This window comes from Sphingomonas sp. 2378 (assembly GCF_038084995.1).
Lineage (GTDB): Bacteria > Pseudomonadota > Alphaproteobacteria > Sphingomonadales > Sphingomonadaceae > Sphingomonas.
Genome location: NZ_JAXCMJ010000002.1, coordinates 70,245 through 96,432, shown reverse-complemented (window position 1 = coordinate 96,432; position 26,188 = coordinate 70,245). Strand labels below are relative to the sequence as shown.

Below are 26,188 nucleotides of genomic sequence, written 5' to 3'. Positions count from 1 at the left end.
GGGCCGGTGCGGCCCGCAGGGGAATGATTAGCCGATGGTGACGCTGGCAACGGGCACGACCTGGGCGATTGCGGGGCTGTCCACCGCGGGCGTCATCGCGCGGCCGATGCGCTGGCCCGAATGGATCTGGGCGGTGGCGGGGGCGGTGGTGCTGATCGTCCTCGGCCTGATGCCCTGGCAAGAGGCGGGGCAGGCGGTCGGCAAGGGGCTCGACGTCTATCTCTTCCTGATCGGCATGATGCTGCTGAGCGAGACGGCGCGCGAACATGGCGCGTTCGACTGGATCGCCGCCACTGCCGTCAACATGGCGCGGCGGTCGCGGGCCCGGCTGTTCGCGCTGGTCTATGCGACCGGCGTGATCGTCACGGCCTTCATGTCCAACGACGCGACCGCCGTGGTGCTGACCCCCGCCGTGTTCGTCGCGGCGAAGAAGGCCAAGGCCGATCCGCTGCCCCTGCTCTTCGCCTGTGCCCTGATCGCCAATGCGGCGAGCTTCGTGCTGCCCATTTCCAACCCGGCGAACCTGGTCCTGTACGGCGGGCATATGCCGCCATTGGGGGTGTGGATGAAGGCGTTCGCGCTGCCCTCGATCGCGTCGATCGTCGTGACCTATGCGGTGCTGCGTTTCACCCAGCGTGAGCGGATCGCGGGGACGTGCGACGCCGATGTGGTCCGCGACACGCTGACCACCGGCGGCAGGCTGGCGATCGCGGGGATCGTTCTGACCGCGTTGCTGCTCCTCGTCGTGTCGGCGCTCGACGCCGAGCTGGGCCTGCCGACCGCGCTGGCGGGGATCGCGACGGCGGTGATCGTATCGCTGCTGGCGGGACGGTCGCCGCTGGGGCTGGCGCGGCATGTGTCCTGGGGGGTGTTGCCGCTGGTCGCGGGGCTGTTCGTGCTGGTCGAGGCGCTCGACCGGACCGGCGTGATCGCCTGGGTGGCGCGCGGGCTGCGGGACATGCTGATCGATCCGACGCGCGCGGCGGCGGTGTCGGGGACGGTGCTGGCCTTTGTTAGCAACGCGATGAACAACCTGCCCGCCGGGCTGATCGCCAGCAGCGCGATTGCGCAGGCCCAACCGCCGCAGATCGTCACCGATGCGCTGTTGATCGGGGTGGACCTGGGCCCCAACCTGTCGGTGACGGGGTCGCTGGCGACGATATTGTGGCTCCAGGCGATCCGGCGCGAGGGGGAGGATGTGAGCTTCCTCGCCTTCCTGAAGGTGGGGGCGGTGGCGATGCCGCTGGCGTTGCTGGCGGCGCTGGGGATGCGGTTGGCGATCGGGTGAATCCCAACCTCCGTTCGCACTGAGCGACGTCGAAGTGCACGCGGGACGCTTTCCCCTTGGCCTTCGACTTCGCTCAGGTTGAACGGCGGTGGGGCATTACAGCGCCGCCAGATCGATCGCCCCGTCCTTGTCCAGCCACTGCCCCGCTTCCGGCATCGGATATTTCAGCCCGGTGGCGCAGTTGAACAGCACCACCCGCTCATCCTCATCGACCAGATTGTCGCGCACCGCCTGGTTATACGCCGCCAGCGTCGCCCCGCCCTCGGGACAGAGCAGCAACCCGTCGCGCTGGGCGCAATCGTCCACCGCCTTCAGGATCGCGGGGTCGCCCACCGCGAGCGCGGCGCCTCCCGACTCCCGCACCGCGCGCAGGATCAGGAAGTCGCCGACCGCTTTCGGCACCCGAATCCCCGCCGCCACGGTCGCGGCATCCTCCCAGCGTTCGGCATGCTCCTCGCCCGCCTCATAGGCGCGGACGATGGGCGCGCAGCCGCTCGCCTGCACCGCATACATGCGCGGGCGCTTGGGACCGATCCAGCCGAGCCGCTCCATCTCGTCGAACGCCTTCCACATGCCGATCAGGCCGGTGCCGCCGCCCGTCGGGTAGAAGATCGCATCGGGCAGTTCCCATCCCAGTTGCGCGGCCAGTTCGAGGCCCATCGTCTTCTTCCCCTCGACCCGATAGGGCTCCTTCAGCGTCGAGAAGTCGAACCAGCGCCCCTCGGCCGCACCGCGCCCGACGATGGCACCGCATTCGTCGATCTGGCCGTTGACCCGCCAGACGCGCGCGCCCTGCGCGGCGATCTCGCGGACATTCACTTCCGGGGTTTCTTCCGGGCAGAGGATCACCGTCTCGATTCCGCACCGCGCGGCATAGGCGGCCAGCGCCGCGCCCGCATTGCCGTTGGTCGGCATCGCGATCCGGGTGACGCCCAGTTCGCGCGCCATCGCCACCGCCATGACCAGACCGCGCGCCTTGAACGAGCCCGTGGGCAGCCGCCCCTCGTCCTTGACCATCACCGATCCGCCGCCGGACCGCGGAATCGGGATCAGCGGCGTCTCGATCTCGCCCAGCGACACGATACTTGTCGTGTGCCGCACGGGCAGGAGTTCGCGCCAGCGCCACAGGTCCGTCTCACGCGCGGCGATGGCCTCGCGCGACACCGCCTGGCCCAGCGCCTCCAGGTCGTAGCGGACCAGCAGCGGCCGCCCCGCGCGGGACAGGCCGTGGAGTCGGTCCGCCTCGTACCGTTCGCCGGTCAGCGAGCATTCCAGATGGGTGACGAAGGTCGGGCGGTCTTCGGTCAGGTTGCAATTCATCACCCCAGCCTATCGACCGAAACCGCCCGACGCCAGACGCTTAGCCCGGTGTCGCCGCCGACCCGGCGAGCAGCCCGCCGTCGATGGTGAACTCCGAGCCGGTGATGTAGGTCGCCTCGTCCGAGGCCAGCATGACCGCGATGGCCGCGACCTCGTCCGGTTCGCCGAAGCGCTTGAGCGGTGTGTCGGCGACCAGCGCCGCCATCTTCGCCGCCCGGTCGGGGCCATCGCCCAGCATCGGTTCCCAGATCGGGGTCAGGATGGCCGCCGGGTGGATCGAGTTGCAACGGATCTTCCACCCCTGTTGCGCGCAATAGAGCGCCACCGTCTTGCTGTGGTTGCGGATCGCCGCCTTGGACGAGGCATAGGCCGCGGCGCCCGGAATGCCGACCAGCCCCGCGCGCGACGAGATGTTGATGATCGAGCCCGCGCCCGCCGCCTTCATCGCGCCGATGGCATAGCGACAGCCCAGGAAGGTGCCGTCGAGGTTGACCCGGTGCACCGCGCGCCAGTCCGCCAGGCTGGCATGTTCGGGGTCGTGGGGAACGAAGCCATGCTCGAACCCGGTGATCCCGGCATTGTTGACCACCACATCGGCGGTGGGCACGGCCTCGGCCAGCCGTGCCCAGTCGGCTTCCTCCGCGACATCGAGCGGCTCGAAGCGGCAGCCGAGCGTATCGGCGGCGGCCTGTCCGGCTTGTCGATCGCGGTCGGTCAGGATGACGGTCGCGCCTTCCTGATGAAAGCGCCGGGCGATGGCGTGGCCGATACCGCGCGCGGCGCCGGTGACGACGCACGTCTTGTTTGGCAAGCGTGGCATGAATTCTCTCGAAATGAAGGGCAGGGGGGCGGGTCTTGCCGCCTCGTTGAAACCTGTGCCGCCTTAGCGGTGCCGCTGGATCATCTCGAAAACTCCCGATTTTGGGTTTGGGGCTTTTAACATCGGTCGGCCCTTCGATCACCCCTTTTGTTCGCGCGGAGGCGCGGAGACGCGGAGGTGTCTTGCCCAGCCGCAGGCTGCCTCCATTCACAACAGATCGGCTTTGTCTTCCGATCGAGAGGATGGGGGACGGCGCGGCACGTCCAGACACCTCCGCGTCTCCGCGTCTCCGCCCGAAATTACCTTGCCGCCATCCCCGCCATCTGCCGGTCATGCACCCGCGACAGGGTCGCCACCGCCGTCACCGCCCCGATCAGGCACATCAGCATGTCCCATTGCGTGTCCCAGGGATCGCTCTGCGTCCCCAGAAACTCGTCCGCGCCCTGGCCCAGCGCCATGGCCGCGCCGAACTCGATCAGTTCATAGGTCGCGCTGACCGCCAGGCAGCAGGCGACGACCAGGGCGGTCAGCAAGCCGCCCCGGACCAGTCCTCCGCGCCGGACCAGCGCTTCGCGAAACACGATGGCGGGTACGAAGCCTTGCGCGAAATGGCCCAGCCGGTCGTAGGGGTTGCGCGCCAGATGCAGCCAGTCCTGCACCCAATATCCGGCGGGCACGCGCGCATAGCTATATGCTCCGCCCAGCATCAGGATCAGCCCGTGCGCCCCGATCAGCGACAGCGCCAGTCCGGTCAGCGGAAAGCGCCGCCGCGCTGCCCATAGCAACGGCAGCAGGATCAGCACCGGCGCGACCTCAATCCACCAGGTCGCCCGGTCGAAGGGGCGCAGGCCCGATACGACCAGTCCGGCCATCCAGATCGCGCTCAACAGCGCCAGTCGTCTCGTCCCCCGCTCCATGCCGCCAGGATAACGACGGCCCGCCCCCTCGCAAGCCGATTGCCGCCGCCGCGCCGGAATGCGAAGGACGGCGCGCAGCAGAGGAAGGCCCGCCATGATCATACGCAGCGACGAGTGTCAGGATGTCGAAGTGCCCGGATCGGGCACGATGCGCATGCACCTGTTCCGCCCCGCGATCGAGGGCCGCTTTCCGGGCATCATGCTGTTTTCCGAAATCTATCAGGTGACGGCCCCGATCCGGCGGCTGGCGGCGATGTTGGCGGGGCAGGGTTATGTCGTCGCGGTGCCCGAGGTCTATCATGAATATGAACCGGCGGGAACGGTGCTCGCCTATGACAAGCCGGGGACGGACCGGGGCAACGACCTGAAATTCACCAAGCCGGTGGCGGCCTATGACGCGGATGCGGCGGCGGGGCTGGGCGCGCTGGCGGCGCATCCGGCGTGCAACGGGCGGTTGGGGACGTTCGGCGTGTGCCTGGGCGGGCATCTCGCCTATCGCGCCGCGCTCGACCCGCGAGTATCGGCGGCGGCGTGCTTCTACGCCACCGACATCCATTCGGGCACGCTGGGCGAGGGACGTCACGACGACAGCCTGGCCCGGATGGACGAGTTGAAGGCGGAGACAATGTTCGTCTGGGGACGGCAGGATCCGCATGTCCCCTATGCCGGACGCGAGACGATTCGCGTGCGGCTGGAAGAGGTCGGCGCCTCCTATGAATGGCATGAAGTGGCGGGCCAGCACGCATTCCTGCGCGACGAGGGACCACGATACGATCCCGCGCTGTTCCTTCAGGCGATGAACTGGACATTGGCCTTGTACGCCCGCGCGCTGCGATAGGGTTGGGCCATTGCTCGGCGGCCCGCCGCATTCTTGACGCAGGCTAAGGTGTTTGCCGAAGTTTAACGAATCCTGGTCATATTGGGCAGGAAAGAGACCCGCCCGGCCATGCCTGTTCCGCCCTTACCGCGCCGCCATTCGGGCCGCCGGCCGCCGATCCTGACCGATCGACGGGGGGCGGCTGTCGTCGAATTCGCGCTGGTCGCGACCCCGTTCATCGCGCTGTTGCTGGCGATCCTCCAGACCAGCCTGGCCTATCTGGCGCAGGAAACGCTGGAAAGCGCGGTCGAGGTGGCGGCGCGCGGTGTCGTCACCGGCCAGACCCAGGCCAGCGATATCCAGGGCAGCGGCACGGGCATGACCAAGGCGCAGCTTGCCGAGCGTTTCCGCAAGAACGGATGCGCCGCGCTGCCTTCGTTCATGTCGTGCTCGCGGCTGTACGTCGATGTGAAGAGCGCAACGACCGGCGCCGGGCTGGGTAGCAATGCCATGACCCTGACCTTCGATGCCAAGGGAAAGCCGATCAACAGCTTTTCCTATGATTTGGGCGCGCAAGGGTCGCTGGTGATGATCCGCTTCATCTATCTCTGGCCGATGCAGATTGCCCCGACCGCCGACCTGAAGGCGCGCGGAACCGGCCAGACGGTGCTGATGGCGACATCGGTCTCCAAGTCGGAGGCCTATACGTGATCCGCCGGGGGGTGCGATGCGTTGCCGCGCTGGGTGACCGGCAGGGGGTCGCGATGATCGAATTCGCGCTGACCCTGCCGGTGATGCTGATCCTCTATCTCGGCGGGGTTCAGCTTCAGGACGGCATCGCCTGCAACCGCAAGGTGACGATCGCCACCCGTGCGGCGGGCGACCTGATCTCGCAGAACACCACCGGCACGATCTCGGCGAGCGAAGTGGACGACGATCTGCAACTGGCGACCCAGGTGCTGCTGCCCTATGCCGCCAGCGCGGCGACGATCCGCGTGACGGAGATCGCCATCGCCAACGGCCAGGCGACGGTGAAATGGAGCAGGGGGCTCAACACCACCCGCTACAATCCCGGCAGCCGGATCACCGTGCCGAACGAAATGCTCGCTTATTCCTCATCCTATCTGCTCTTCGCCGAAGTCACCTATGCCTACACCCCGCCCAGTTCCTTCGGGGCGATCGGGCCGCTGACACTGAAGGATTCGCTCTACATGATCCCGCGCAACACCGACCAGATCGACTGCACGGATTGTCAGTGACGCTCACCCATCTCCGCTCGCGCCGGGCGCTGCTGCGCCATCGGGGTGGCAACGTCATGATGATGTTCGCGCTGGCCTTGCCGATCCTGACATGCTCGATCGGCATGGGCGTCGATTATGCCCGTGCGATGAAGGCGCAGACCAAGCTCAACGCCATCGCCGACGCCGCTGCGCTTCTGGCCGTCAGCAACAGTGCGATGCGGGCGGATGACAGCTATGCCGCCAATATCGCCCGCAATTTCTTCAACCTGCAAGCCGCTGACCTGATAAAGTCGAGCGGCATCACCCTGTCCAATGTGACGATCCAGGCCCCGACCGACGCCAATGGACGCCGTACCGCGACGGTCAGCTATAGCGGGGTGTCGAACAACGTCTTCGCCCGCATATTGGGTATCGACGGCCTGACCCTTACGGGCAAGTCGGCGACGACCAACGCCGTTGCGCCCGATATCGATTTCTACATGCTGCTCGACGTGTCGGGCTCGATGGCGCTGCCGACGACGAGCGCCGGTCTGGCGAAGGTCGCGGCAAGCAACGGCAGGGGCTGCAAGTTCGCCTGCCATTCGACCAATGACCTGACCGGCATCGATGCCAATGGGAAGATGACCGACCTGTATGGCGTCGCCAAATCCTATGGATTGTCGCTGCGCATCGACGACGAAGGAACGGCTGTTTCCAAGCTGACGACGAATGCGACCAACACGTCCAGCAAGAACGGCGCCAACTATCGCATCACGATCGCATCCTTCCGGGGGCGCGGCGGATATTCGATCCTACAGCCCAAGACCGGGAATATGAAACTGGCCGCGACCAAGACGGCCAATCTCATGCCATCGCTTTTCTACAGCAACCTTTGTCCGACACAGGCCTGCCAATCGACCGAAGTCGGTTTCAACGACCAGGATACGGGCAGCAGCGATGCGATGGATCGGATGAATGCGACCATCGATGATCCGGGCAACGGCATCGGAAAGGACGCGCCTCAGGCCGTGCTGTTCATCATCACCGATGGAATGCGGGACGAACAGCGACCCGGGGGCGCTCCCGAGGTCGCTTTCGATACCGCCAAATGCGACATGATCAAGAATCGCAATGTACGGATCGCAATCCTCTATACCGAATATCTGCCGGACTCCATGGACGGGGACAGGTGGTCGCAGGACAATGTGAAGCCGCGCTTGTACAAGGTCGAACCCGCCCTCAAGGCTTGCGCCTCGTCGGGCCTCTACACCAAGGTCACGACCGACCAGGATATTTACGGCGCGCTCGATGCGCTGTTCCAGAACGCCGTGGCGACCGCGCGCATCACCAAGTGAGGCGCGCGGGGGATCAGCCCGCCAGCGCCTCCACCTGTTCGGCCAGTTCCAGCCAGCGCATCTCGGCCGCGTCCTTTTCTTCCCGCGCCTTTTCGATCGCCTTCATCAGCCGGTCGAAGCCCGCCGGGTCCTTGGCATAGAGATCGGGATCGGCCAGCTTGGCCTCGTCGCGGGTGATCGCAGCCTCCAGTTCCTCGATCCGTTGGGGCAGCAGGTCGTAGTCGCGCTGATCCTTGTAGCTGAGCTTGGTCCTGGCCTGTGCGGGGGCGGGGGGCGTCGGGGCGGTCCTGGCCGGGGCCTTCTTCGCCTCGACCGGCTGTTTGCGCTTGGCGACCCAGTCGGCATAGCCACCCGCCACCACATCCACCGTGCCCGACCCGTCGAGCCCCAAAGTCACCGTTACCGTGCGGTCGAGGAAGTCGCGGTCGTGGCTGACGATCAGCACGGTGCCGTCATAATCGCCGATCACCTCCTGCAACAGGTCCAGCGTCTCAAGGTCGAGGTCGTTGGTCGGCTCGTCGAGGACCAGCAGGTTGGATTCGCGCGCAAACTCGCGGGCGAGCAGCAGGCGAGAGCGCTCGCCGCCCGACAATGTCCCGATCTTCGCCTCGGCCAGCGAGGGGTCGAACAGGAACTCCTTGAGATAGCCATGGATATGCTTGCGCGTGCCCCGCACGTCGATCCAGTCGCCGCCATCCGCCAGCACCTCGCGCACCCGCTTTTCGGGGGCCATCAATTTGCGCTGCTGGTCGATGATGACGCCGTCCAGCGTCTTGGCGAGGAAGACGCTGCCCTCGTCGGGCTGGATCTCGCCGGTCAGCAGCTTGAGCAACGTCGTCTTGCCCGCCCCGTTCGCACCGACCAGTCCGATCCGGTCGCCGCGCGTGACCTTCAGGCTCAGGTCCTTGATGATCGTCCGGTCGCCGTAACGCTTGGTGACATGCTCGGCCTTGATGACCTCCTTGGTCTTCACATCGTCCGAGGCGATGCCGAGTTTGGCGGCCCCCTGCGGACCGATCATCGCGGCGCGGCTGGCGCGCATCTGGTGCAGCTTTTCCAGGCGACCCTGGTTGCGCTTGCGCCGCGCGGTGACGCCCCGGTGGAGCCAATGCTCCTCGATCTTGAGCTTCGCGTCGAGCTTTTCGGCGGCGCGCTGTTCCTCGGCATAGACCTGCTCGGTCCAGGCGTCGAAGCCGCCGAACCCGACCTCGTTGCGCCGCATCTGTCCGCGGTCCAGCCACAAGGTCGATTTGGTCAGCCGCGTCAGGAAGGTCCGGTCATGGCTGATGACGACGAACGCGCCGGTGAAGCGCTTCAACCAGTCCTCCAGCCACTCGATGGCGGCGAGGTCGAGATGGTTGGTCGGCTCGTCGAGCAGCAGCACGTCGGGGTTCATGGCGAGGGCGCGGACGATCGCGGCGCGCCTTTTCTCGCCGCCGCTGGCGGTCGAGGCGTCGCGGGTCAGGTCGATGCCCAACTGTCCGGCGATGGCTTCGGCCTCGTAACTTTCCGGCGCGCCCTCGCCCGACAGGACATAGTCCATCAGGGTGGCACAGCCGGTCAGGTCGGGGTCCTGCTCCAGATAGACGACATGCGTGCCCGGCACGATCATCCGTCGCCCCTCGTCGGAATCGATGATCCCGGCGATCAGCTTGAGCAGGGTCGACTTGCCCGCCCCGTTGCGCCCGATCAGCGCCAGCCGGTCGCGCGGACCGATATGGATGTCGAGATGCCGGAAGAGCCAGCCCGAGCCTTGTACGAGGCCCAGGTCTTCATAGGAAAGAACGGGTGCTGCCATGATGATATGGCAGTTAGGGGCGGATGGGGAACCCGGCAAGCGGTCCATGCGCTGTCCGGGGCCTGCATGATCCATTCAGAGGCTGTTCAACGGTTGACCGCTATGCCAATTTCATGTCGATGACCGTCCTTCTGGCTCTGCTTGCCGCACCGATGGGTTCGCCGCCGATGATCGAGCCCCCGATGGGAATGGCCCCCGATCAGCGCCGCGGCGACCAGATGCGTGCGTTCCAGGCGCGCAAGGAAGGCAATCTGTCGCTGCGGGAAATCGAACAGCGCGTCGTGCCGACCATGCGCGATTCGCAATATATCGGTTTCGACTATGATGCGGGGGCACAGATTTACACGCTGAAGTTCCTGCGCAATGGGACGGTCATCTGGGTGGAAGTGGATGGCCGCACCGGCAAGATCATCGGGCGGACCGATGGCTGAACGCCGCCGCTTTCGTCGAAGGGGAATAGGAGTTTTGCGATGCGCGTTCTGATCGTCGAGGACGAGCCCAATCTCGGCCAGCAGTTGAAGGCCACGCTGGAGGGTGCGGGCTATGCCATCGACCTGGCCACCGATGGCGAGGAGGGGCATTTCCTGGGCTCGACCGAAAGCTATGACGCGATCGTCCTCGACCTCGGCCTGCCCGAGATCGACGGTCTGACCGTGCTCGACCGCTGGCGCAAGGAGGGCAAGACCACGCCCGTCCTGGTCCTGACCGCGCGCGACAGCTGGTCGGACAAGGTGGCGGGGCTCGATGCGGGCGCGGACGACTATGTCGCCAAGCCGTTCCAGACCGAGGAACTGATCGCCCGCCTGCGCGCGCTGATCCGGCGCGCCAGCGGCAACGCCTCGTCCGAACTGACCGCCGGTGACGTGCGGCTCGACACCCGTTCGGGCAAGGTCACGCGCGCCGGGGAGCCGGTGAAGCTGACCGCACAGGAATATAAGCTGCTCAGCTACCTGCTCCATCACAAGGGGAAGGTGGTCAGCCGCACCGAGTTGATCGAGCATATCTACGATCAGGATTTCGACCGCGATTCGAACACGATCGAGGTGTTCGTGACGCGCATCCGCAAGAAGCTGGGCCAGGATGTGATCACCACCATCCGGGGCCTGGGCTATAGCCTCGACGATCCGGCGGCGGGCGGCGCGGCGGCGGGATCGGCGGCCTGATCCGGATAACGTCGTGAAGGACGGCCAGACCATGCGCCCGACCCTGCGCACGGGGTCGCTGTCGCGCCGCATGATCCTGATCGCCGCGGGGTGGATCATGGTCCTGCTGGCGGGCGGCGGCTTCGCGCTCGACCGGGTGCTGGTGTCGGCGGTCACCCAGAATTTCGATGACCGCCAGGCCTATGTGCTGAAGTCGCTGCTGGTGTCCGCCGGAATCGATTCGCAGGGCGAAGTCTGGTTCAACCGGGAGCCCGCCGATCAGGGGTTTCTGGAGCCCGGCTCCGGTATCTACTGGCAGGTGTCCGGCAAGGGCTATGATCCCTTCCCGTCGCGGTCGCTCTGGGACCGGCGGCTCGCTTATGGCCCGGCGCGCAACGACGACGACATCCACGTCTATACCAGCACCCAGTTTCCGGAAGAAAAGCTGCGCATCGTCGAACGCGACGTCAAGCTGCCCGGATCGGATGTCCGCTGGCGTTTCCAGGTGGCACAGCGGACGACCGAATTGGACGCCCAGGTCGGGGCGCTGCGCCGCATCCTGATCCGCAGCTTCGCGCTGCTCGGCGTCGGCCTGCTCCTGATGGCGGCGATGCAGACATTCTACGGCCTCTACCCCTTGCGCAGGGTGCGCGAGGAGATTGCGGCGATGCGCGCCGGGCGGGCGAACCGCATTTCCGACGCCATGCCCAACGAAGTCGCACCGATGGTCGAGGAGTTGAACGCGCTCATCGAGCATAACGAGAAACAGGCCGAGGAAGCGCGGCGCCATGCGGGCAACCTCGCCCATGCGCTGAAGACGCCGCTGACCGTCATCATGAACGCCGCGACCGCGCGCGCCGACGACCTGTCGGAAACCGTCATCCGCGAGGCGCGGACGATGCGGCGGCAGGTCGACCACCATCTCGCCCGTGCCCGTGCGGTTGGGCGGCGTGGCTCGGCGCACAGCCGGGCGGAGGTCTGGCCCAGCCTGGAATCGGTCGAGCGCGCGGTGGGCCGCCTCTATCGCCATGTCCGCATCGACATCGACGGCCCCAAGGACCTGGCGGTCCATGTCGAGCGGCAGGATCTGGACGAGATGCTGGGCAATCTGGTCGAGAACGCGGCCAAATATGGCGGCGGCAGCGTCTTCGTGACGGTCGGCGCGCAGGCCGGGTTCGTCGAAATCCTGGTCGAGGACGACGGCACCGGCATCCCGGAGAGCGAACGGGTGCGCATCTTCGATCGCGGCGTGCGGCTCGACACCGGCAAGCCGGGCACGGGCCTGGGCCTCGCCATCGTGCGCGACGTGGCGGAGATTTACGGCGGTACAGTCTCGCTGGAGGAGAGCGAGGATTTGGGCGGGCTCCTGGTGCGGCTCCGGCTTCCGGCGGCGGTGGGGTAGGGGTTTTCCGGCTTTTGGGTTCACGCGAAGCCGCGATGACGCGAAGAAAATTTTGTTCGCGCGGAGGCGCGGAGAACGCGGAGGGGACGTGCCCGGTGGCACCGCCACCCCTTCATCCTCACCGGCTCGTGAGGAAGTATTGAGCGTGCCGCTCGGCACGTCCCCTCCGCGTTCTCCGCGCCTCCGCGCGAACCATCCTTTTTCTCTTCTCTTCGCGTCATCGCGGCTTCGCGCGAAATTCCAAGATCAGGCCACCACCCTCTCCAGCGCATCCATCGCCCGCGCCGCGATCCCGATCGACCGCTTGCGCGCCTCGTGGTCGAAGATCGCACTCACCACCATCACCTCATCGACCTTGGTCCGCTCGACAAAGGCGGCCACTTGGCGCTCCACCGTCTCGGGCGAGCCGATCGCCGAGCAGGACAGGACGGACCCGAGGATCGCGGCCCCCTGCACGCCCAGGCTTTCGCGATAGCCGGGGACGGGCGGGGGCAGCTTGCCGGGGCGGCCGGTGCGTAAGCCGACGAAGGCCTGCTGCTGCGAACTCGCCAGCAATTCCGCCTCTTCGTCCGTGTCGGCGGCGAAGACGTTGAAGCCCGCCATCGCATAGGGCTTGTCCAGCACCGCCGAGGGGCGGAAGTCGCGGCGATAGATGGCCAGCGCGTCGTCGAGCGCATCGGGCGCGAAGTGCGAGGCGAAGGCATAGGGCAGGCCCAGCGCGGCGGCGAGTTGTGCGCCATACAGGCTCGACCCCAATATCCACATCTGGGGCTTCGCGCCTGCGCCCGGCGTCGCGACGATGCCGGTCTGGCCGTCATCGGCGAAATAGCTTTGCAACTCCATCACGTCGCGCGGGAAGGCGTTGGGATCACTGTCGAGCGTCCGGCGCAGCGCACGGGCGACGCGCTGATCCGATCCCGGCGCGCGGCCCAGCCCCAGGTCGATCCGGCCCGGAAACAGCGCGTCCAGCGTCCCGAACTGCTCGGCGATGGTCAGCGGCGCGTGGTTGGGCAGCATGATGCCACCCGCGCCGATGCGGATCCTGCGCGTCGCCGCGCCGACATGCGCCAGCACCACGGCGGTCGCGGCGGAGGCGATGCCCGCCATGCCGTGATGCTCGGCGGTCCAATAGCGGTGGAAGCCGACCGCCTCCGCATGGGCCGCGAGGTCGGCGGCGTTGGCCAGCGCCTGCGCCACGGTGCCGCCCTCGACGACGGGCACCAGATCGAGCAAGGAATAACGTGTCATTCGGGCAAGATGGGGATGGCGGACCCTCGCCGCCAGCCAAGTCCGCATATCAGAAGGTCAAGCCATACTTCATCGCCATCCCCCGCTCGGGCGGCAGCGCGGCGATATGGCCGGGATCGCGTCGCCAGAAGAGATGCGTCGACACTTGCCCCGCGCCCAGCGGCACCGCATGCCGCGCCTCGACCAGCAATTCGCGCCCCGTCGGGGCCAGCGACAGGCGGTTGGTGGTCCAGCCGTCGACCTGCCCCCCGGCATAATCCCAATGCGACGGCAGCCGCAGGTCCAGCCCGCCCGCCATCACCCGCAAGGGCTGGGACAGCCGAAGATCGATCCGGTCGCCGCCGAACAGTCCCCGCTTGCCCGCCTCGACCGACCAGGACCGGCTGGCGAGTATCCCGCCGCCTAGCCCGCCCTCGGCACGGGTCCAGCCGCTGCGCCAGCGGGTGGCGAGCGTCCAGCTGTCACCATCGCTCCACCGCGCGGCGGCGTCGGCGAACCAACTGACCCCGTGTGCCTGTCCCAGCGCGCCACCGAACCAGCCGCCCAGCACGGTCGAGCGCTCCGCCAGCCGGGTCATGCCCAGCATCATCGCGACCGGGCCGACCGGGCGGTCGATCGAGAGACTCGTCTGGTCGTAACCGGGCAGGGCGATAGCGGGCGCGGGGGCGGCGAAGCGGCCATTCTCCGCCATTATGCTGATGCCCCATGCGCCCAGCCGATGATGCAGCGCCGCCGACGCGCGCGGCGCCCGGTCGATGCCGAAGCCGGGATCGGTCAGCAGAAAGGCCGCACCCGACTGCCCCGCCCAGCCGGAAACCAGCGCCTCGCCGCTGCTGGCGAGGCCGAACCCGATCATGGTGCGCGGGCCGAGCGCCTGAGTCACGCTGCCCGCGACGATCCGGCGCACCGGCCCGGTCGCGTCGGCGGGGACGATGGCGCGCAACCGGGCCTCGCCGGGCATCGTGATCGCACTGGTCATGGCGATCGACCGGGCGCCGTCGCTGACCGCCGCCCCCTCGATCCGGCCGAGCAGGGCGGGGGCGAGCAGCGCGCGGGGGCTGGCCTGTGCGACGGTGGCGGACAGATCGACCCGATAGGCGCGGGCATAACCGTCCAGCGCGACGAGGTTCAGCCCCTGCACCCGCGCATCGCCCATGGCGGGGGACAGGCGCGCATTGACGCTCATCGACACGGCGGCGGTGCCGCCCGCCACGCTCATTCCGCCGACCGGCTGGAAGGCGGCGGTCAGGTCCAGCGTGCCGCGACCATAGTTGGTGTCGGTCCCGCTGCCCCCCGCCTCGCGCGCGGTGCGGAGCAGCAGGTCGGCGATCTGCGCGCCCGTCAGGTTGGGAAAGGCCTGCGCCAGCAGCGCCGCCGCCCCGGTGATCTGCGGCGCGGCGAAGGAGGTGCCCGACCAGAGCAGCCGCGTGCCGGTGGCATCCGGGGCTTCCACCCGCTCGCCCAGCGCGGTCAGGTAATGCGCCGCCGATTGCCCGGCCCGGTTGCTGAAGGAGGAGATGGCGCCGCTCTGTCCGACCGACCCGGCGATGATGATCTGTCCGCGCGCCACCGCCGCATTGTTGGCGATCTGTGCCAGCAGGGTCGGGTCGGACTCGCCGTCATTTCCGGCGGCGATGACGATCACCATCCCGGCGGCGGTCGCCCGCCCGATCGCCTCGAGCAGGGCCGAGGGCGGCGTCTCGTTGGAGCCGAGCGAGATGTTGACCACCCGCGCCCCCGCCGTCCGTGCGACGTCCAGCCCGCGCGCGATCGAGGTGGAGGCGAAGGAGCATTTGCCGCCCAGCCCGCCATCGGTGCCGGTGCTCGTCCCGCAACTGCCCGGTTCATCGGCGCGCAGGACCAGGATGGTGGAGTCGAACGCCACGCCCTGTGCCCGGTCGCCGCCGCGTCCCCCGGCGGCGGTGAAGGTGACGGCGGTGCCATGCCCGTCCTCGTCCCCGGTCCCCCGCGTCCCCGCCAGATCGGTGGAGGCGGCGGCGACACGCCCCGCGAACAGTCCGGTGCGCGTATCCAGCCCCGAATCGATCACGCCCAGCGTCACGCCCGCGCCGGTCGCGCCGCGCTGATAGGCGGCCAGCGCGTTCATCGACACCGCGCCATTGGTCGCGCGATAGCCCGCCGTGTCGTAATTCTGCGTTGGTGCGGGCGCCGGAGTCGTGGTGGGTGCCGGTGTGGACGTGACGGTCGGCGGCGGCGGGGTCGATTGCACGCCACCGCCGCCGCCGCACGCCGACAGCATCGCCCCCATGGCGCAGGCCATGCCCCCTATCGCCACGCCGCGCGCCGCACCGATCCTCGACATGATCCCCCTCGGCCTCGCGCCTTTGGCTTATTCTTCTTATCATAAAGCGGGTTGCGCCAGGCGCGAAGGAGAAGTTTGCGTGTCGATCGCAGAATGATCGTGGCCGTTCGCCACCCACGGCTTGCGACCCCGCGGCCTCGCGCCTAAACGCTGGCCGATGCTGCCAGCCCTTGCCCATATCGACGCTTGGATCTTCGATCTGGACAATACGCTCTATCCGGCGAGCGCCAATCTGTTCCAGCATATCGACCGGCGGATGACCGCCTTTGTCGGCGACCTGCTGGGGCTGGAGCCTGCCGAGGCGTTTCGCGTGCAGAAGGACTATTTCCACGCGCATGGCACCACGCTGGCCGGGTTGATGGCCGAGCATGACGTCGATCCCGCCGCCTTTCTGGACTATGTCCACGATATCGAGATGGACGTGCTGGAAGCGGACGCCCCGCTCGCCGCCGCGATCGCCAGGCTGCCGGGGCGCAAGCTGGTCTTCACCAATGGCGACAAGCCCTATGCGCTCAAGGTGCTCGACCGGCTGGGGCTGGGCGGGCAGTTCGAGGCGGTGCATGACATTCACGCCATGGGCCTGATCCCCAAGCCGCAGCCCTCGGCCTATGCGGGCCTGTGCGCGGCGTTCGACATCGATCCCACCCGCGCCATCTTCTTCGAGGATATGGCGCGCAACCTGATCCCCGCCAAGGCGATCGGGATGACGACCGTGTGGGTCGACAACGGGTCTGAGCAGGGACCCGAGGCCGCCCGCGAGCATATCGATTACACCGTCCACGCGCTGACGCCGTGGCTGACCAGCATATTGGAGGAATGACCATGAGCCAGGACCTGGCCGCCACCATCGACGCCGCCTGGGAGAACCGGGCCGAACTGGACTTCGCGACGCAGGGCGAGGCGCGCATCGCCGTCGATCGCGCGCTGGCGCTGCTCGACCGGGGCGAGGCGCGCGTGGCCGAGCCCGACGGGAATGGCGGCTGGACCGTCAACCAGTGGCTGAAAAAGGCGGTGCTGCTGTCCTTCCGCCTGAACGACAATGTGCTGATCGACAATGGTCCGGGCGCGGGCCACTGGTTCGACAAGGTGCCGTCGAAGTTCAGCGGCTGGTCGGAGGCCGACTTCCGCGCCGCCGGGTTCCGCGCGGTCCCCGGATCGGTCGTGCGGCGCGGCGCGCATGTCGCGAAGGGCGCGATCCTGATGCCCAGCTTCGTCAACATCGGTGCCTATGTCGGTGAAGGCACGATGGTCGACACCTGGGCGACCGTGGGCAGTTGCGCGCAGATCGGCAGGAATGTGCACCTGTCGGGCGGCGCGGGCATCGGCGGCGTGCTGGAGCCGTTGCAGGCGGGGCCCGTCATCATCGAGGACGGCGCGTTCATCGGCGCACGCGCCGAAGTCGCCGAGGGCGTGCGCGTCGGCGAGGGCGCGGTGCTGTCCATGGGTGTCTATCTGGGCGCGTCGACCAAGATCATCGACCGCGAGACGGGCGAGGTCTTCCGGGGCCATGTGCCGCCCTATTCGGTGGTGGTGCCCGGCACGACCCCGTCGGTGGACGGCAAGCCTGGGCTGTATTGCGCGGTGATCGTCAAGCGCGTGGATGCGCAGACCCGGTCGAAGACCAGCATCAACGACCTGTTGCGGGATTGATCCTTGGCACGCCCCTCCCGCAGGCGAGTTTCAGGTCGGTCATGCCCCCGGCATGACCTAAACGATGCGGGGCATCGTTTACCTGAAACTGGGATGGGGGAGGGCAAGCCACGGGCGATAGGCTCGGTGAGACACCCTGCCCTCCCCAAACCCCTCCCGTTTATGGGAGGGGCTTAAGGTTCACGCGAAGCCGCGAAGTCGCGAAGAAGAATGAGGTTCGCGCGGAGGCGCGGAGAACGCAGAGGTGTCGTACCCGGCGGCAGCCGTAATCCTGCCCCCCGGCCTATGGAAAAAATAGGACGTTTGCCAAACGCGATACCCCTCCGCGTCCTCCGCGCCTCCGCGCGAACAAAAATCTCTTCTGCTTCGCGACTTCGCGGCTTCGCGTGAACCAAAACTACAACCCCACCCGTTTGGCCAGCCACCGCGCCGCCGTCTCCGGGCTTTCCTTCGCCGCATCGTCGCGATCGACCCGGTAGTTCGCCTCACGCATCGCCTCTACGGGAATGCGGTTCAGCATCGGGCGAAGCGCCGCCACGAACCCCGCATCCCCCGCCCGGTCCTTCGCCACCAGCAGCACCGCGTCATAGCCCGGAATGGCCCGTTTCGGATCGCTCAGCACCGTTAGCCGATCCGCCGCGATCCGCCCGTCCGAGGAAAAGGCCGAGATCACCCCCGCCCGCCCGCTCGACAGCGCGCGGTACATGAAGGTCGGGCTATACGGCGTCATGCTCGCGAACCGCAGGCCATAGGCATCGCGCACCGCGGCCCATTCGGGTCGGTCGAGAAACTCCAGGTCGCTGCCCAGCTTCAGCCCCGGTGCAACCCTCGCCAGATCGGCCAGCGACCGTACGCCCAGCCGCTGCGCCGATGGGGCCTTCATCGCAAAGGCATAGGCATTCTCGAATCCCAGCGGCCCCAGCATCGCCACGTCGCGCGTCGCCGCCCAGTCCTTCAGCGCGTCCAGCATCGCCCCGCGCGGCGGCGAATCATGCCGGTGCATCGCGGTGGTCCACAGCGTGCCCGCATAATCGATATAGACATCGACCCGGCCCGCCGCCGTCGCCTCGAACGCCACCGCCGAGCCGAGACCGTCGCGATAGCTGACCGCATAACCCGCGTGGGTCAGCCGGTCGCCGATCAGACGCGCCAGGATATATTGCTCGGAAAAATTCTTGGCCCCGATCACCACCTCGCGTCGCGGCTCGCCCCCGCGCGGCCAGAGCGGCTGGGTCGCCAGCGCGCAGCCCAGCACCAGCGCGACCAGCCCACCGATCCACAGGGCTTTCTGCCGCCTCGCCAGTCCGCGCTCGATCAGCCCGATCAGCGCATCGACCGCCAGCGCCAGGGCGGCCGCCGCGATGCATCCGGCCAGCACCAGCGCCCAGGCCTGGGTCTGGAGCCCGGCGAAGATCAGATCCCCCAATGACGGTTGCCCCACCGTGGTCGACAGCGTGGCGGCTCCGATCGTCCAGACGGCGGCGGTACGGATGCCCGCCGCCAGCATGGGGGCGACCAGGGGAGCCTCGACCAGCCGCAGCTTCTGCCCGCGCGTCATCCCTACCGCGTCGGCCGCCTGCAACACCGCCGGGTCCAGGCCGAGCAGCCCCGTCACCCCGTTCCGCAGGATCGGCAGCAGCGCATAGAGGGTCAGCGCCAGCAGCGAAGGCAGGAAGCCCAGCGTCGGCATCCCCCCGCCGACCAGTCCCGACAGGCTGAGCAGCACCGGATAGAAGAGCGCGAGCAGCGCCAGCGCGGGAATGGTCTGAACCAGGCTTGCCAGCCCCAGCGCGATTCGTGACAGGCCGGGCCGCCGCGCGCAGGCGAAGGCCAGCGGCACCGCGATCAGGATCCCCAGCAGCAGCGCCGCCATGCTGACCAGCACATGCTGGGCGAGCAGCGGCGGCACGCGGGAGAGGGCGTCGGAAAAGGCGTTCATCGGGCCAGCGCCGCCAGCCGTTCGGCCTGATGCCGGGGAACCGCCATCAGCGCCTGCGCGGCCTCGCCGCCTTCCCCCGCGACCAGTTGCGCCGGGCTGGTATCGGTGACGATCCGCCCCTGCTCCATCACCAGCACCCGGTCGGCGGTCAGCAATGCCTCCGCCATGTCATGGGTGACCAGCAAGGTCGTCAGCTTCAATCGCTGGTGAAGCGCCACCAGCCGCCCCGCCACCGCGTCGCGCGTCACCGGATCGAGCGCGCCCAGCGCTTCGTCGAGCAGCAGGATCGGCGGCTCGGTCGCCAGTGCGCGGGCGATGGCGACCCGCTGGCGCTGGCCGCCGGACAGTGCGTCGGGCATCCGATCGGCCAGATCGCGGGGCAGTTCGACCAGATCGAGCACCTCCCCCACCCGGTCGCCGACCGCGCGCCCGGCCAGCCGCAGTCCGATCGCGACATTGGCCGCCACCGTCATATGCGGGAACAGGCCATGGTGTTGAAAGACGTAGCCGATCCGGCGACGCCATTCGTGCGGCGGCTCGGCGGTTACGTCGCGACCCTCGACACGTACCCGGCCGCTGTCGGGCGTCTCCAGCCGGTTGATCGTGCGGAGCAGCGTCGACTTGCCCGAGCCCGATGCGCCGACCAGCGCGACGAACGATCCCCGCGCGATGGTCAGCGATACGTCGTCGACCGCCGCGACCGTGCCATAGCGGCGGGACAGATTCTCCAGCGCGATCATAGGGTCGGGCATGCTGGGCGATCATGGGGATGCAACATGAATCGGTCAAACGCCGCAGTCGGCCTTTCCGCCGCAAGCGTCGGCGCTTTCGGGCTATTCCTGCGTCACGCGGCGCGGTAAGGCGTGTAAAACATGTTCAACGCACAAGTCCGCGTCAGGAGAGTTATGAGCCAGATCGATCAGCAGACCGCCAGCCATGTCCTCGACCGAGTCCTCGTCCTCGAAATGGTGCGGGTGACCGAGGCGGCGGCGATCGCGGCCTCGACGCTGGTCGGGCGCGGGGACGAGAAGGCGGCGGATGCGGCGGCGGTCGAGGCAATGCGTGCCGCGCTCAACGAACTCGACATGGACGGCACCGTGGTCATCGGAGAGGGCGAGCGCGACGAGGCGCCGATGTTGTTCATCGGCGAAAAGGTCGGCACCGGCCAGGGCCCGGAGATCGACATCGCGCTCGACCCGCTGGAGGGCACGACCATCTGCGCCAAGGCGGGGCCGAACAGCCTGGCGGTGCTGGCGATCGCGGAGAAGGGGCATCTGCTCAACGCGCCCGACGTCTATATGGACAAGATCGCGGTCGGCCCCGGCTATCCGGCGGGCGTGATCGACCTCGACCGCAGCCCCAGCGACAATATCCGCGCCATCGCCGAGGCCAAGGGCGTGAAGCCGGGCGACGTCACGGTGTGCGTGCTCGACCGGCCCCGGCATGAGGGGCTGATCGCCGAGCTGCGGTCGCTGGGTTGCGGCGTGGTGCTGATCGGCGACGGCGATGTGGCGGGGGTGATCGCGACCACCGATCCGGAGACGACGATCGACGTCTATATGGGATCGGGCGGCGCGCCCGAGGGCGTGCTGGCCTGCGCCGCGCTGCGTTGCGTCGGCGGGCAGTTCAAGGGGCGGCTGCTGTTCCGCAACGACGCGGAGCGGTCGCGGGCCTATAAATGGGGCGTGACCGACCTCGACAAGCAATATGACCTGACCGAACTGGCGCGCGGCGACTGCATCTTCGCGGCGACCGGGGTGACCGACGGCTCGCTGCTGGCGGGAGTGAAGCGCCATGCCAGGATCATGACGACCGAAAGCGTGGTGATGCGCGCCTCTTCGGGTACGGTCCGCTGGGTAAAGGGGCAGCACCGCTTGTGACGGCGGGGGATGGTGCCGTGATTTCGACTCAGACCGAGCCCCTCCCCTTCAGGGGAGGGGTTGGGGTGGGGCCCCGCCATCTGCCGAATGCTCGTGGATCGGCCGCATGTCCCGGGCTCTAGCCGCCGCCCTCCTGCTCGCGGCACTGGCGGGGGTGTGGTGGTTCCAGAAAGGCGATCTGGGCGAATATCGGCGGTTCAAGGCGCTCGACGACGGCCATTCGCGGCGGATGCGGTTCCGGTTGTGGCTGGCGCGGGCGGCGCTGGCCTTTTTGGTGCCGGTGCCGGCCGGGCTGGCGCTGCTCGGACGGATCGATGCGTTGGTGGTGATGCCCGGTGAATTCGTGGGGCTGGCGGGGGCGATGCCGCCGATCTTCGACGGCGATGCGATGCGCCCGATGCTGATCGGCGGTGCGGTCGGCGGGCTGGTGGCGGGTGCGGTGCTGGCGCGGATGCGCAAGCGGCGGCCGCTGGGCGATGTCTCCGCGCTGTTGCCGCGCGACCGGCGCGAGTTGAAATATACCGCGGCGCTCAGCGTCATGGCGGGGGTGAGCGAGGAGGCGTTCTTTCGCCTCTATCTGCCCTTGCTGATCGCGCTCGTGACGGGGCAGGTTTGGATCGGTTTCGCCGCGTCGCTGGTGCTGTTCGGGGCGATGCACCGCTATCAGGGCTGGACGGGGATCATCGCGACGACGGCGCTGGGGGCGGTGATGACCGGGCTGTACCTGATGACCGGAAGCTTGTGGGTGGTGATGCTGGTTCACGCGCTCGTGGACCTGAACGGACTGGTGGTGACGCCGTTGGTGAGCGGGACGTTAGGCAAAAGTCCTCCCCGTTAACGGGGAGGGGGACCAGCCGCAGGCTGGTGGAGGGGGATCGCCGTTGGCCTAGTCCCGTGTGGAAGCCCCCCTCCGTCAGTGCTTCGCCCTGCCACCTCCCCGTGCCGGGGAGGATCGTCAGTTCTTCAGCCGCCACCCGGTGCGGAAGATCCATCCGATCCACGCCAGACACATCAGCAGGAACAACCCCGTCACCCCCAGGCTGACCCCCGGAGCCACGTCCGATGTCCCGAAAAAGGTCCAGCGGAAGCCGTTGATCAGATACACGACCGGGTTGAACAGCGTCACCGTCCGCCACGGCTCGGGCAGGATTTTGACCGAATAGAACGCCCCGCCCAGAAAGGTCAGCGGCGTGACGATCAGGAGCGGGATGACCTGCAACTGCTCGAAACCGCGCGCCCAGATGCCGATGGCGAAGCCGAACAGCGAGAAGGTCGCCGCCACCAGCAGCAGGTAGAAGAGCATCGCGACCGGGTGCAGGATGCTGAGGTCCACGAACAGATAGGCGGTGGCCAGGATCACCAGCCCGATCACCATCGACTTGCTCGCCGCCGCACCGACATAGCCGAGTACCGTCTCGATCGGCGACAAGGGCGCGGACAGGATCTCGTACATGGTCCCGGTGAATTTGGGCATGTAGATGCCGAGGCTCGCATTCAGGATGCTCTCCGAGAAAATGGAGAGCAGCATCAGGCCCGGCACGATGAACGCGCCGTAAGGGACGCCCGACACCTGGTTCATCGCCGATCCGATCGCGGTGCCGAACACCACGAAATAGAGCGTCGTGGTGATGACCGGCACCATCAGGCTGGTCCACACGGTCCGCCGGAAGCGCGCCATTTCGAAGCGATAGATCGCCCATATGCCATGCAGGTTCATGCGCGCGTCCCCTCGACCAGATCGACGAAGATATCCTCCAGCGAGGATTTATAGGTTTCCAGATCGTGGAACCCGATCCCCAACTCGCCCAGCTTGCGCAATAGCGAGGGGATACCGGTATGCTCGGCGCGGGCATCGAAGATGTAGCGCAGCCTTTTGCCCTCATCCTCCAGCGCCAGGTTCCATTCGGCCAGTTCCGCCGGGATCACCGCCATCGGTTCGGCGAGGATCAGCACCATTTCGCGCTTGCCCAGCTTCTTCATCATCTCCGCCTTCTCCTCGACCAGGAGGAGTTGGCCCTTGGCGATCACGCCCACCCGGTCGGCCATTTCCTCGGCCTCCTCGATATAATGGGTGGTCAGGATGATGGTGACGCCGCGCTCCCGCAAGCGGTGGACCAGCTTCCACATGTCGCGGCGCAATTCGACATCGACGCCCGCCGTCGGTTCGTCGAGGAAGAGCAAATCGGGTTCGTGGGACAGCGCCTTGGCGACCAGCACCCGGCGCTTCATGCCGCCGGACAATTCCATCAGCTTGGCATGGCGCTTGTCCCATAACGACAGGTCGCGCAGCACCTGCTCGACATAGGCGGGGTTGGGCGCGCGGCCGAACAGGCCCCGGCTGAAATTCACGGTGTCGATGACCCGCTCGAACATGTCGACCGAGAGTTCCTGCGGCACCAGCCCGATCTTTCGCCGCGCGCCCTTATAGTCGCGCAGAGCGTCGTGGCCATCGACCCGGATCGCGCCCGCCGACGGGGTCACGATCCCGCAGACGATCGAGATGAGCGTCGTCTTGCCCGCCCCATTGGGGCCGAGCAGCGCGAAGATCTCGCCGCGCCGGATGGTCAGGTCGACCGGCTGGAGCGCGGTGACGCCGCTCTTATAGGTCTTGGTCACGCCCTCGACGGACAGGATCGGGTCGGTCATGCGGCAGTTCCCCGTTGGAAGACCGCCGCCTTATCAAGTGTTTCGTGCAGCGGCGATGGCCTTTTGCAACTCTTCGACCGGCAGCGCGCCCGACAATATGCGATTGCCGACGATCCAACTCGGCGTGCCGGTCAGGCCCAGCCGCCCCGCGGCTTCCAGATTGCGCGCGATCTCGGCATCCGCCTGGGGCTGGAACGCCGCCATCCGGCTCGCATCGACCCCGGCCTTCGCGGCGGCGGCGGCGATGGTCGCGTCACTGACCGGCCCGCCCGCATAAAGGGCATCGTGGAAGGCGGCGAACTTGCCCTGCGATGCGGCGAGCAGGCTCATCCGCGCCGCCGCCTTGCTCGACGGGGCGAGGATCGGCAACTCGCGATAGACGATACGCAGCTTCGGGTCGGCCTGGGTCAGTTGCTTGAGCAAAGGCAGGCTGGCCCGGCAATAGCCGCAATTATAGTCGTAAAATTCGACCAGCGTGACATCGCCCTTCGGATTGCCGGTATAGGCATTGCCGAACGGCTTGGTCAGGTCACCGCCGATCGCCGCCACCGCCTTGCCTTGCTCGCGATCCTGAAGCCGCTGCATCGCCTCCGGGATCACTTCGGGATGGTCGAGCAGATAGGCGCGGACGCTGTCGCCCGATGCGCCGCCAGGCGCGATCAGCGGCGCGAGCGCCAGTGCGGTGCCGCCGCCGACCAGGCCGCCCAGGACCGCGACGGCGGCCAAAGTCTTCACGCTCATCGGCGACGCTTCTTCTTGGTGCTGGCGGCGGCGTCGGCAGAGGTCATGGCGATATCCTGGGCCCGAATCCATTCGGACGTGTTGGGGGTGAGATTGGCGAGCGCATAGCGCGCGCTCTGGATGGCGGTGCGGGTGTCGCCCATCATGCTCGCCCGCTCGGCGGTGGCGAGCGCAGCGCGCGGGGTGTCGCCCAGTTGCTCATAGGCGGTGCCGAGTTGGACCCAGGCAAAGGGATTGTCCTCGTCGCGCTGGACCGCGACCTTCAGCACCTTCACCGCCTCGGGCAGGTTGCGCTTGTCCTCGGTGGCGATCAGCGCATGGCCGAAGGTGGTGGCGATCAGCGCGTTCTGGCCCGACCCCATGGTCGCGGCGCGCAAGGGGGCCAGGGCCTCTTGCGGCTTGCCCGATTCCAGCAGGATCTGCCCCTGGATTTCCTGGAAATAGGGGTCTTGGGGATCCTTGGCGATCAGCGCATCGGCTTCCGCCTCGGCTTTGTCGGGATAGGCGGCCTTATGATAGGCATAGGCGCGGGCATAATGTGCATAGACCGACTGGTCGGTGTCGGGGAATTTCTGGAGCGTCGTCTCGGGCGGTGAGATATAGCCGAACAGCTTGGCCTTCACCCGCAGGAAGCGTTCCTGCAATTTGGGATCGACCGGCGTGTTCCAGGCGGGCGAGGCCTTCAGATCGTCGGTCAGCGCCTGGATACGGGTGGACGACAGAGGGTGGGTCTGCGCGAAGGGATCGATGTTGACGTAACCATAGCGATATTGCTGGTTCTGCAACTTCTTGAAGAAGCTGAGCATCCCCTTGCCGGTCACGCCCGATGTGGTGAGGTAGCGCGCACCCGCCGCGTCCGCCGCCGATTCCTGGTTGCGGCTGAACGCCAGCACCTGGCCCATCGCGGCCTGCTGCCCCGCCGCCATGACGCCCATGCCTGCCGCGCCGCCGCCCATCGCGACCGCGGCCAAGCCCAGCACCATCGACAGAAGCTGCATCTTCATCGCAGGCTTCATCGCCTGTTCGCTCAGGATCACATGGCCGTCGGCGATATGGCCCAGCTCGTGCGCGACGACGCCCTGCACCTCGTTCACATTGTCCGCCGCCTGAAGCAGCCCCGAATGGACATAGACGATCTGCCCGCCCGCCACGAAGGCGTTGATCGAATCGTCGTTGATCAGGACGATCTTCACATCGCGCGGAGAAAGGCCGGCGGCCTTTATCATCGGCGCGGACATGTCGGCGAACAGTGATTCGGTCTCGGCATCGCGAAGGATCGACTGCGCGGCGGCGGGTTGCGCCCAGAGCAGGATCGTGGCGGCGAAGGCGGCGATCAGTCGCTTCATGCTTCCTCTATCGCCGGGTCGGCTTCGGGACACAACCGGCTTTGCAGCCTGGGATGCGATGGACCGGCCTTGCCATTGGCTGGCTTAACGCGCGGCGAACGAAAGGGTGGCGGGGCGAAGGCGGGACTTTCCTTCAACAAAGGAAAGTACCGCCGCCCATCCCAGAGCTAATCGACATTCCTGCCATTTCTTCTTCCCTCGCCCCTGGAAACGGGAGAGGGTTAGCGGAGCTTGCCAGCCTGCTGGCTAGCGCAGCTTGGGTGAGGGGTCGAGCGAGCCAAAGGCTCGCGCGCTCTTAGAGCGCTCACCCCTCACCCAGCTCCGACTAAGCCTTTG

24 protein-coding genes are annotated in these 26,188 nt (G+C 67.4%); 12 read left to right on the top strand and 12 right to left on the bottom strand.

All coding sequences use genetic code 11. The features are described 5' to 3' along the window. The first annotated feature begins 37 nt into the window (after positions 1-37). Positions 38-1,288 carry an arsenic transporter gene (locus SM191_RS01555; RefSeq protein WP_341504790.1) on the top strand — a complete coding sequence of 417 codons (1,251 nt, stop codon included), beginning with the start codon at positions 38-40 and terminating at the stop codon, positions 1,286-1,288. A 96-nt stretch (positions 1,289-1,384) separates the two neighbouring features. On the opposite strand, the gene SM191_RS01550 is transcribed toward SM191_RS01555, so the two are convergent. From SM191_RS01550 to SM191_RS01540, 3 genes are all read right to left on the bottom strand, one after another. After that, on the bottom strand, positions 1,385-2,608 hold the full coding sequence (locus SM191_RS01550) for a threonine synthase (RefSeq protein ID WP_341504671.1): 1,224 nt from the start codon (positions 2,606-2,608) through the stop codon (positions 1,385-1,387). Between the two features lie 40 nt (positions 2,609-2,648). Further along, complete coding sequence (locus SM191_RS01545) at positions 2,649-3,428, bottom strand: SDR family oxidoreductase (protein ID WP_341504670.1); 780 nt, start codon at positions 3,426-3,428, stop codon at positions 2,649-2,651. A gap of 299 nt (positions 3,429-3,727) precedes the next feature. Next, positions 3,728-4,441, bottom strand: coding sequence for a DUF2238 domain-containing protein (locus SM191_RS01540; protein ID WP_341504669.1), 714 nt, complete (start codon positions 4,439-4,441; stop codon positions 3,728-3,730). Between SM191_RS01540 and SM191_RS01535 the strand changes: the two genes are divergently transcribed. The 4 genes from SM191_RS01535 (at position 4,440) to SM191_RS01520 (ending at position 7,737) form a co-directional block, all read left to right on the top strand. Continuing rightward, a complete protein-coding gene (locus tag SM191_RS01535) occupies positions 4,440-5,183 on the top strand; it encodes a dienelactone hydrolase family protein (protein ID WP_341504668.1) in 744 nt (247 codons plus the stop codon). The two genes, SM191_RS01540 and SM191_RS01535, sit on opposite strands and share 2 nt — an antisense overlap. A gap of 108 nt (positions 5,184-5,291) precedes the next feature. Then, positions 5,292-5,873: a TadE/TadG family type IV pilus assembly protein gene (locus SM191_RS01530; protein WP_341504666.1), complete on the top strand. Its 582-nt coding sequence runs from the start codon at positions 5,292-5,294 to the stop codon at positions 5,871-5,873. Between the two features lie 53 nt (positions 5,874-5,926). Continuing rightward, positions 5,927-6,421, top strand: a complete 495-nt coding sequence (locus SM191_RS01525; protein WP_341504665.1) for a TadE/TadG family type IV pilus assembly protein — start codon at positions 5,927-5,929, stop codon at positions 6,419-6,421. Next, on the top strand, positions 6,418-7,737 hold the full coding sequence (locus SM191_RS01520; protein WP_341504664.1) for a TadE/TadG family type IV pilus assembly protein: 1,320 nt from the start codon (positions 6,418-6,420) through the stop codon (positions 7,735-7,737). The genes SM191_RS01525 and SM191_RS01520 overlap by 4 nt, the downstream gene beginning before the upstream one ends. 13 nt (positions 7,738-7,750) lie before the next feature. Here SM191_RS01520 and SM191_RS01515 read toward each other — a convergent pair whose 3' ends face one another. Beyond that, positions 7,751-9,535, bottom strand: coding sequence for an ABC-F family ATP-binding cassette domain-containing protein (locus SM191_RS01515; RefSeq protein WP_341504663.1), 1,785 nt, complete (start codon positions 9,533-9,535; stop codon positions 7,751-7,753). Between the two features lie 113 nt (positions 9,536-9,648). On the opposite strand from SM191_RS01515, the gene SM191_RS01510 reads away from it, so the two are divergent. From SM191_RS01510 to SM191_RS01500, 3 genes are all read left to right on the top strand, one after another. Further along, complete coding sequence (locus SM191_RS01510; RefSeq protein WP_267433747.1) at positions 9,649-9,966, top strand: hypothetical protein; 318 nt, start codon at positions 9,649-9,651, stop codon at positions 9,964-9,966. A 39-nt stretch (positions 9,967-10,005) separates the two neighbouring features. After that, positions 10,006-10,698, top strand: coding sequence for a response regulator transcription factor (locus SM191_RS01505; RefSeq protein WP_341504661.1), 693 nt, complete (start codon positions 10,006-10,008; stop codon positions 10,696-10,698). A gap of 70 nt (positions 10,699-10,768) precedes the next feature. Beyond that, entirely contained in the window at positions 10,769-12,079 is a 1,311-nt protein-coding gene (locus SM191_RS01500; protein ID WP_267433838.1) for a sensor histidine kinase, read from the top strand. Positions 12,080-12,325: 246 nt separating this feature from the next. On the opposite strand, the gene SM191_RS01495 is transcribed toward SM191_RS01500, so the two are convergent. Then, a complete protein-coding gene (locus tag SM191_RS01495; RefSeq protein ID WP_341504659.1) occupies positions 12,326-13,327 on the bottom strand; it encodes an LLM class flavin-dependent oxidoreductase in 1,002 nt (333 codons plus the stop codon). A 49-nt stretch (positions 13,328-13,376) separates the two neighbouring features. Continuing rightward, on the bottom strand, positions 13,377-15,650 hold the full coding sequence (locus tag SM191_RS01490; protein ID WP_341504658.1) for a S8 family peptidase: 2,274 nt from the start codon (positions 15,648-15,650) through the stop codon (positions 13,377-13,379). Between the two features lie 157 nt (positions 15,651-15,807). Here SM191_RS01490 and SM191_RS01485 point away from each other — a divergent pair, with 157 nt between their 5' ends. Together SM191_RS01485 and dapD are read left to right on the top strand one after the other, a co-directional pair. Next, complete coding sequence (locus SM191_RS01485; protein WP_341504657.1) at positions 15,808-16,470, top strand: pyrimidine 5'-nucleotidase; 663 nt, start codon at positions 15,808-15,810, stop codon at positions 16,468-16,470. 2 nt (positions 16,471-16,472) lie between these two features. Continuing rightward, positions 16,473-17,300 (top strand): 2,3,4,5-tetrahydropyridine-2,6-dicarboxylate N-succinyltransferase, encoded by an 828-nt coding sequence (gene dapD, locus SM191_RS01480; RefSeq protein ID WP_341504656.1) that lies wholly within the window; start codon positions 16,473-16,475, stop codon positions 17,298-17,300. 397 nt (positions 17,301-17,697) lie between these two features. Here dapD and SM191_RS01475 read toward each other — a convergent pair whose 3' ends face one another. Next, positions 17,698-19,239, bottom strand: coding sequence for a glycine betaine ABC transporter substrate-binding protein (locus SM191_RS01475; protein ID WP_341504655.1), 1,542 nt, complete (start codon positions 19,237-19,239; stop codon positions 17,698-17,700). After that, positions 19,236-19,991: an ABC transporter ATP-binding protein gene (locus SM191_RS01470; RefSeq protein ID WP_341504654.1), complete on the bottom strand. Its 756-nt coding sequence runs from the start codon at positions 19,989-19,991 to the stop codon at positions 19,236-19,238. The genes SM191_RS01475 and SM191_RS01470 overlap by 4 nt, the downstream gene beginning before the upstream one ends. A gap of 153 nt (positions 19,992-20,144) precedes the next feature. On the opposite strand from SM191_RS01470, the gene glpX reads away from it, so the two are divergent. Beyond that, on the top strand, positions 20,145-21,119 hold the full coding sequence (gene glpX, locus SM191_RS01465) for a class II fructose-bisphosphatase (protein ID WP_341504653.1): 975 nt from the start codon (positions 20,145-20,147) through the stop codon (positions 21,117-21,119). Positions 21,120-21,225: 106 nt separating this feature from the next. Then, positions 21,226-21,957 carry a CPBP family intramembrane glutamic endopeptidase gene (locus SM191_RS01460; RefSeq protein WP_341504652.1) on the top strand — a complete coding sequence of 244 codons (732 nt, stop codon included), beginning with the start codon at positions 21,226-21,228 and terminating at the stop codon, positions 21,955-21,957. Positions 21,958-22,074: 117 nt separating this feature from the next. On the opposite strand, the gene SM191_RS01455 is transcribed toward SM191_RS01460, so the two are convergent. Genes SM191_RS01455 through SM191_RS01440 form a run of 4 tightly spaced genes read right to left on the bottom strand, consistent with a single transcriptional unit; the run spans position 22,075 to position 25,852 of the window. After that, positions 22,075-22,836, bottom strand: coding sequence for an ABC transporter permease (locus tag SM191_RS01455; protein ID WP_341504651.1), 762 nt, complete (start codon positions 22,834-22,836; stop codon positions 22,075-22,077). Continuing rightward, on the bottom strand, positions 22,833-23,765 hold the full coding sequence (locus SM191_RS01450) for an ABC transporter ATP-binding protein (RefSeq protein ID WP_341504650.1): 933 nt from the start codon (positions 23,763-23,765) through the stop codon (positions 22,833-22,835). Before SM191_RS01450 ends, SM191_RS01455 begins: the two co-directional genes overlap by 4 nt. Positions 23,766-23,798: 33 nt before the next feature. Then, a complete protein-coding gene (locus SM191_RS01445) occupies positions 23,799-24,506 on the bottom strand; it encodes a DsbA family protein (protein WP_341504649.1) in 708 nt (235 codons plus the stop codon). After that, positions 24,503-25,852 carry a M48 family metalloprotease gene (locus SM191_RS01440; RefSeq protein WP_341504648.1) on the bottom strand — a complete coding sequence of 450 codons (1,350 nt, stop codon included), beginning with the start codon at positions 25,850-25,852 and terminating at the stop codon, positions 24,503-24,505. The genes SM191_RS01445 and SM191_RS01440 overlap by 4 nt, the downstream gene beginning before the upstream one ends. Between the last annotated feature and the right edge of the window lie 336 nt (positions 25,853-26,188).

Coding starts and splice junctions, on each gene's coding strand:
- SM191_RS01475 (WP_341504655.1), bottom strand. CDS start 19,239: ATGAACGCCTTTTCCGACGCCCTCTCCCGCGTGCCGCCGCTGCTCGCC.
- SM191_RS01500 (WP_267433838.1), top strand. CDS start 10,769: ATGATCCTGATCGCCGCGGGGTGGATCATGGTCCTGCTGGCGGGCGGC.
- dapD (WP_341504656.1), top strand. CDS start 16,473: ATGAGCCAGGACCTGGCCGCCACCATCGACGCCGCCTGGGAGAACCGG.
- SM191_RS01545 (WP_341504670.1), bottom strand. CDS start 3,428: ATGCCACGCTTGCCAAACAAGACGTGCGTCGTCACCGGCGCCGCGCGC.
- SM191_RS01445 (WP_341504649.1), bottom strand. CDS start 24,506: ATGAGCGTGAAGACTTTGGCCGCCGTCGCGGTCCTGGGCGGCCTGGTC.
- SM191_RS01460 (WP_341504652.1), top strand. CDS start 21,226: ATGTCCCGGGCTCTAGCCGCCGCCCTCCTGCTCGCGGCACTGGCGGGG.
- SM191_RS01540 (WP_341504669.1), bottom strand. CDS start 4,441: ATGGCGGGCCTTCCTCTGCTGCGCGCCGTCCTTCGCATTCCGGCGCGG.
- SM191_RS01510 (WP_267433747.1), top strand. CDS start 9,649: ATGTCGATGACCGTCCTTCTGGCTCTGCTTGCCGCACCGATGGGTTCG.
- SM191_RS01525 (WP_341504665.1), top strand. CDS start 5,927: ATGATCGAATTCGCGCTGACCCTGCCGGTGATGCTGATCCTCTATCTC.
- glpX (WP_341504653.1), top strand. CDS start 20,145: ATGAGCCAGATCGATCAGCAGACCGCCAGCCATGTCCTCGACCGAGTC.
- SM191_RS01550 (WP_341504671.1), bottom strand. CDS start 2,608: ATGAATTGCAACCTGACCGAAGACCGCCCGACCTTCGTCACCCATCTG.
- SM191_RS01535 (WP_341504668.1), top strand. CDS start 4,440: ATGATCATACGCAGCGACGAGTGTCAGGATGTCGAAGTGCCCGGATCG.
- SM191_RS01440 (WP_341504648.1), bottom strand. CDS start 25,852: ATGAAGCGACTGATCGCCGCCTTCGCCGCCACGATCCTGCTCTGGGCG.
- SM191_RS01490 (WP_341504658.1), bottom strand. CDS start 15,650: ATGTCGAGGATCGGTGCGGCGCGCGGCGTGGCGATAGGGGGCATGGCC.
- SM191_RS01515 (WP_341504663.1), bottom strand. CDS start 9,535: ATGGCAGCACCCGTTCTTTCCTATGAAGACCTGGGCCTCGTACAAGGC.
- SM191_RS01495 (WP_341504659.1), bottom strand. CDS start 13,327: ATGACACGTTATTCCTTGCTCGATCTGGTGCCCGTCGTCGAGGGCGGC.
- SM191_RS01455 (WP_341504651.1), bottom strand. CDS start 22,836: ATGAACCTGCATGGCATATGGGCGATCTATCGCTTCGAAATGGCGCGC.
- SM191_RS01450 (WP_341504650.1), bottom strand. CDS start 23,765: ATGACCGACCCGATCCTGTCCGTCGAGGGCGTGACCAAGACCTATAAG.
- SM191_RS01530 (WP_341504666.1), top strand. CDS start 5,292: ATGCCTGTTCCGCCCTTACCGCGCCGCCATTCGGGCCGCCGGCCGCCG.
- SM191_RS01505 (WP_341504661.1), top strand. CDS start 10,006: ATGCGCGTTCTGATCGTCGAGGACGAGCCCAATCTCGGCCAGCAGTTG.
- SM191_RS01470 (WP_341504654.1), bottom strand. CDS start 19,991: ATGCCCGACCCTATGATCGCGCTGGAGAATCTGTCCCGCCGCTATGGC.
- SM191_RS01485 (WP_341504657.1), top strand. CDS start 15,808: ATGCTGCCAGCCCTTGCCCATATCGACGCTTGGATCTTCGATCTGGAC.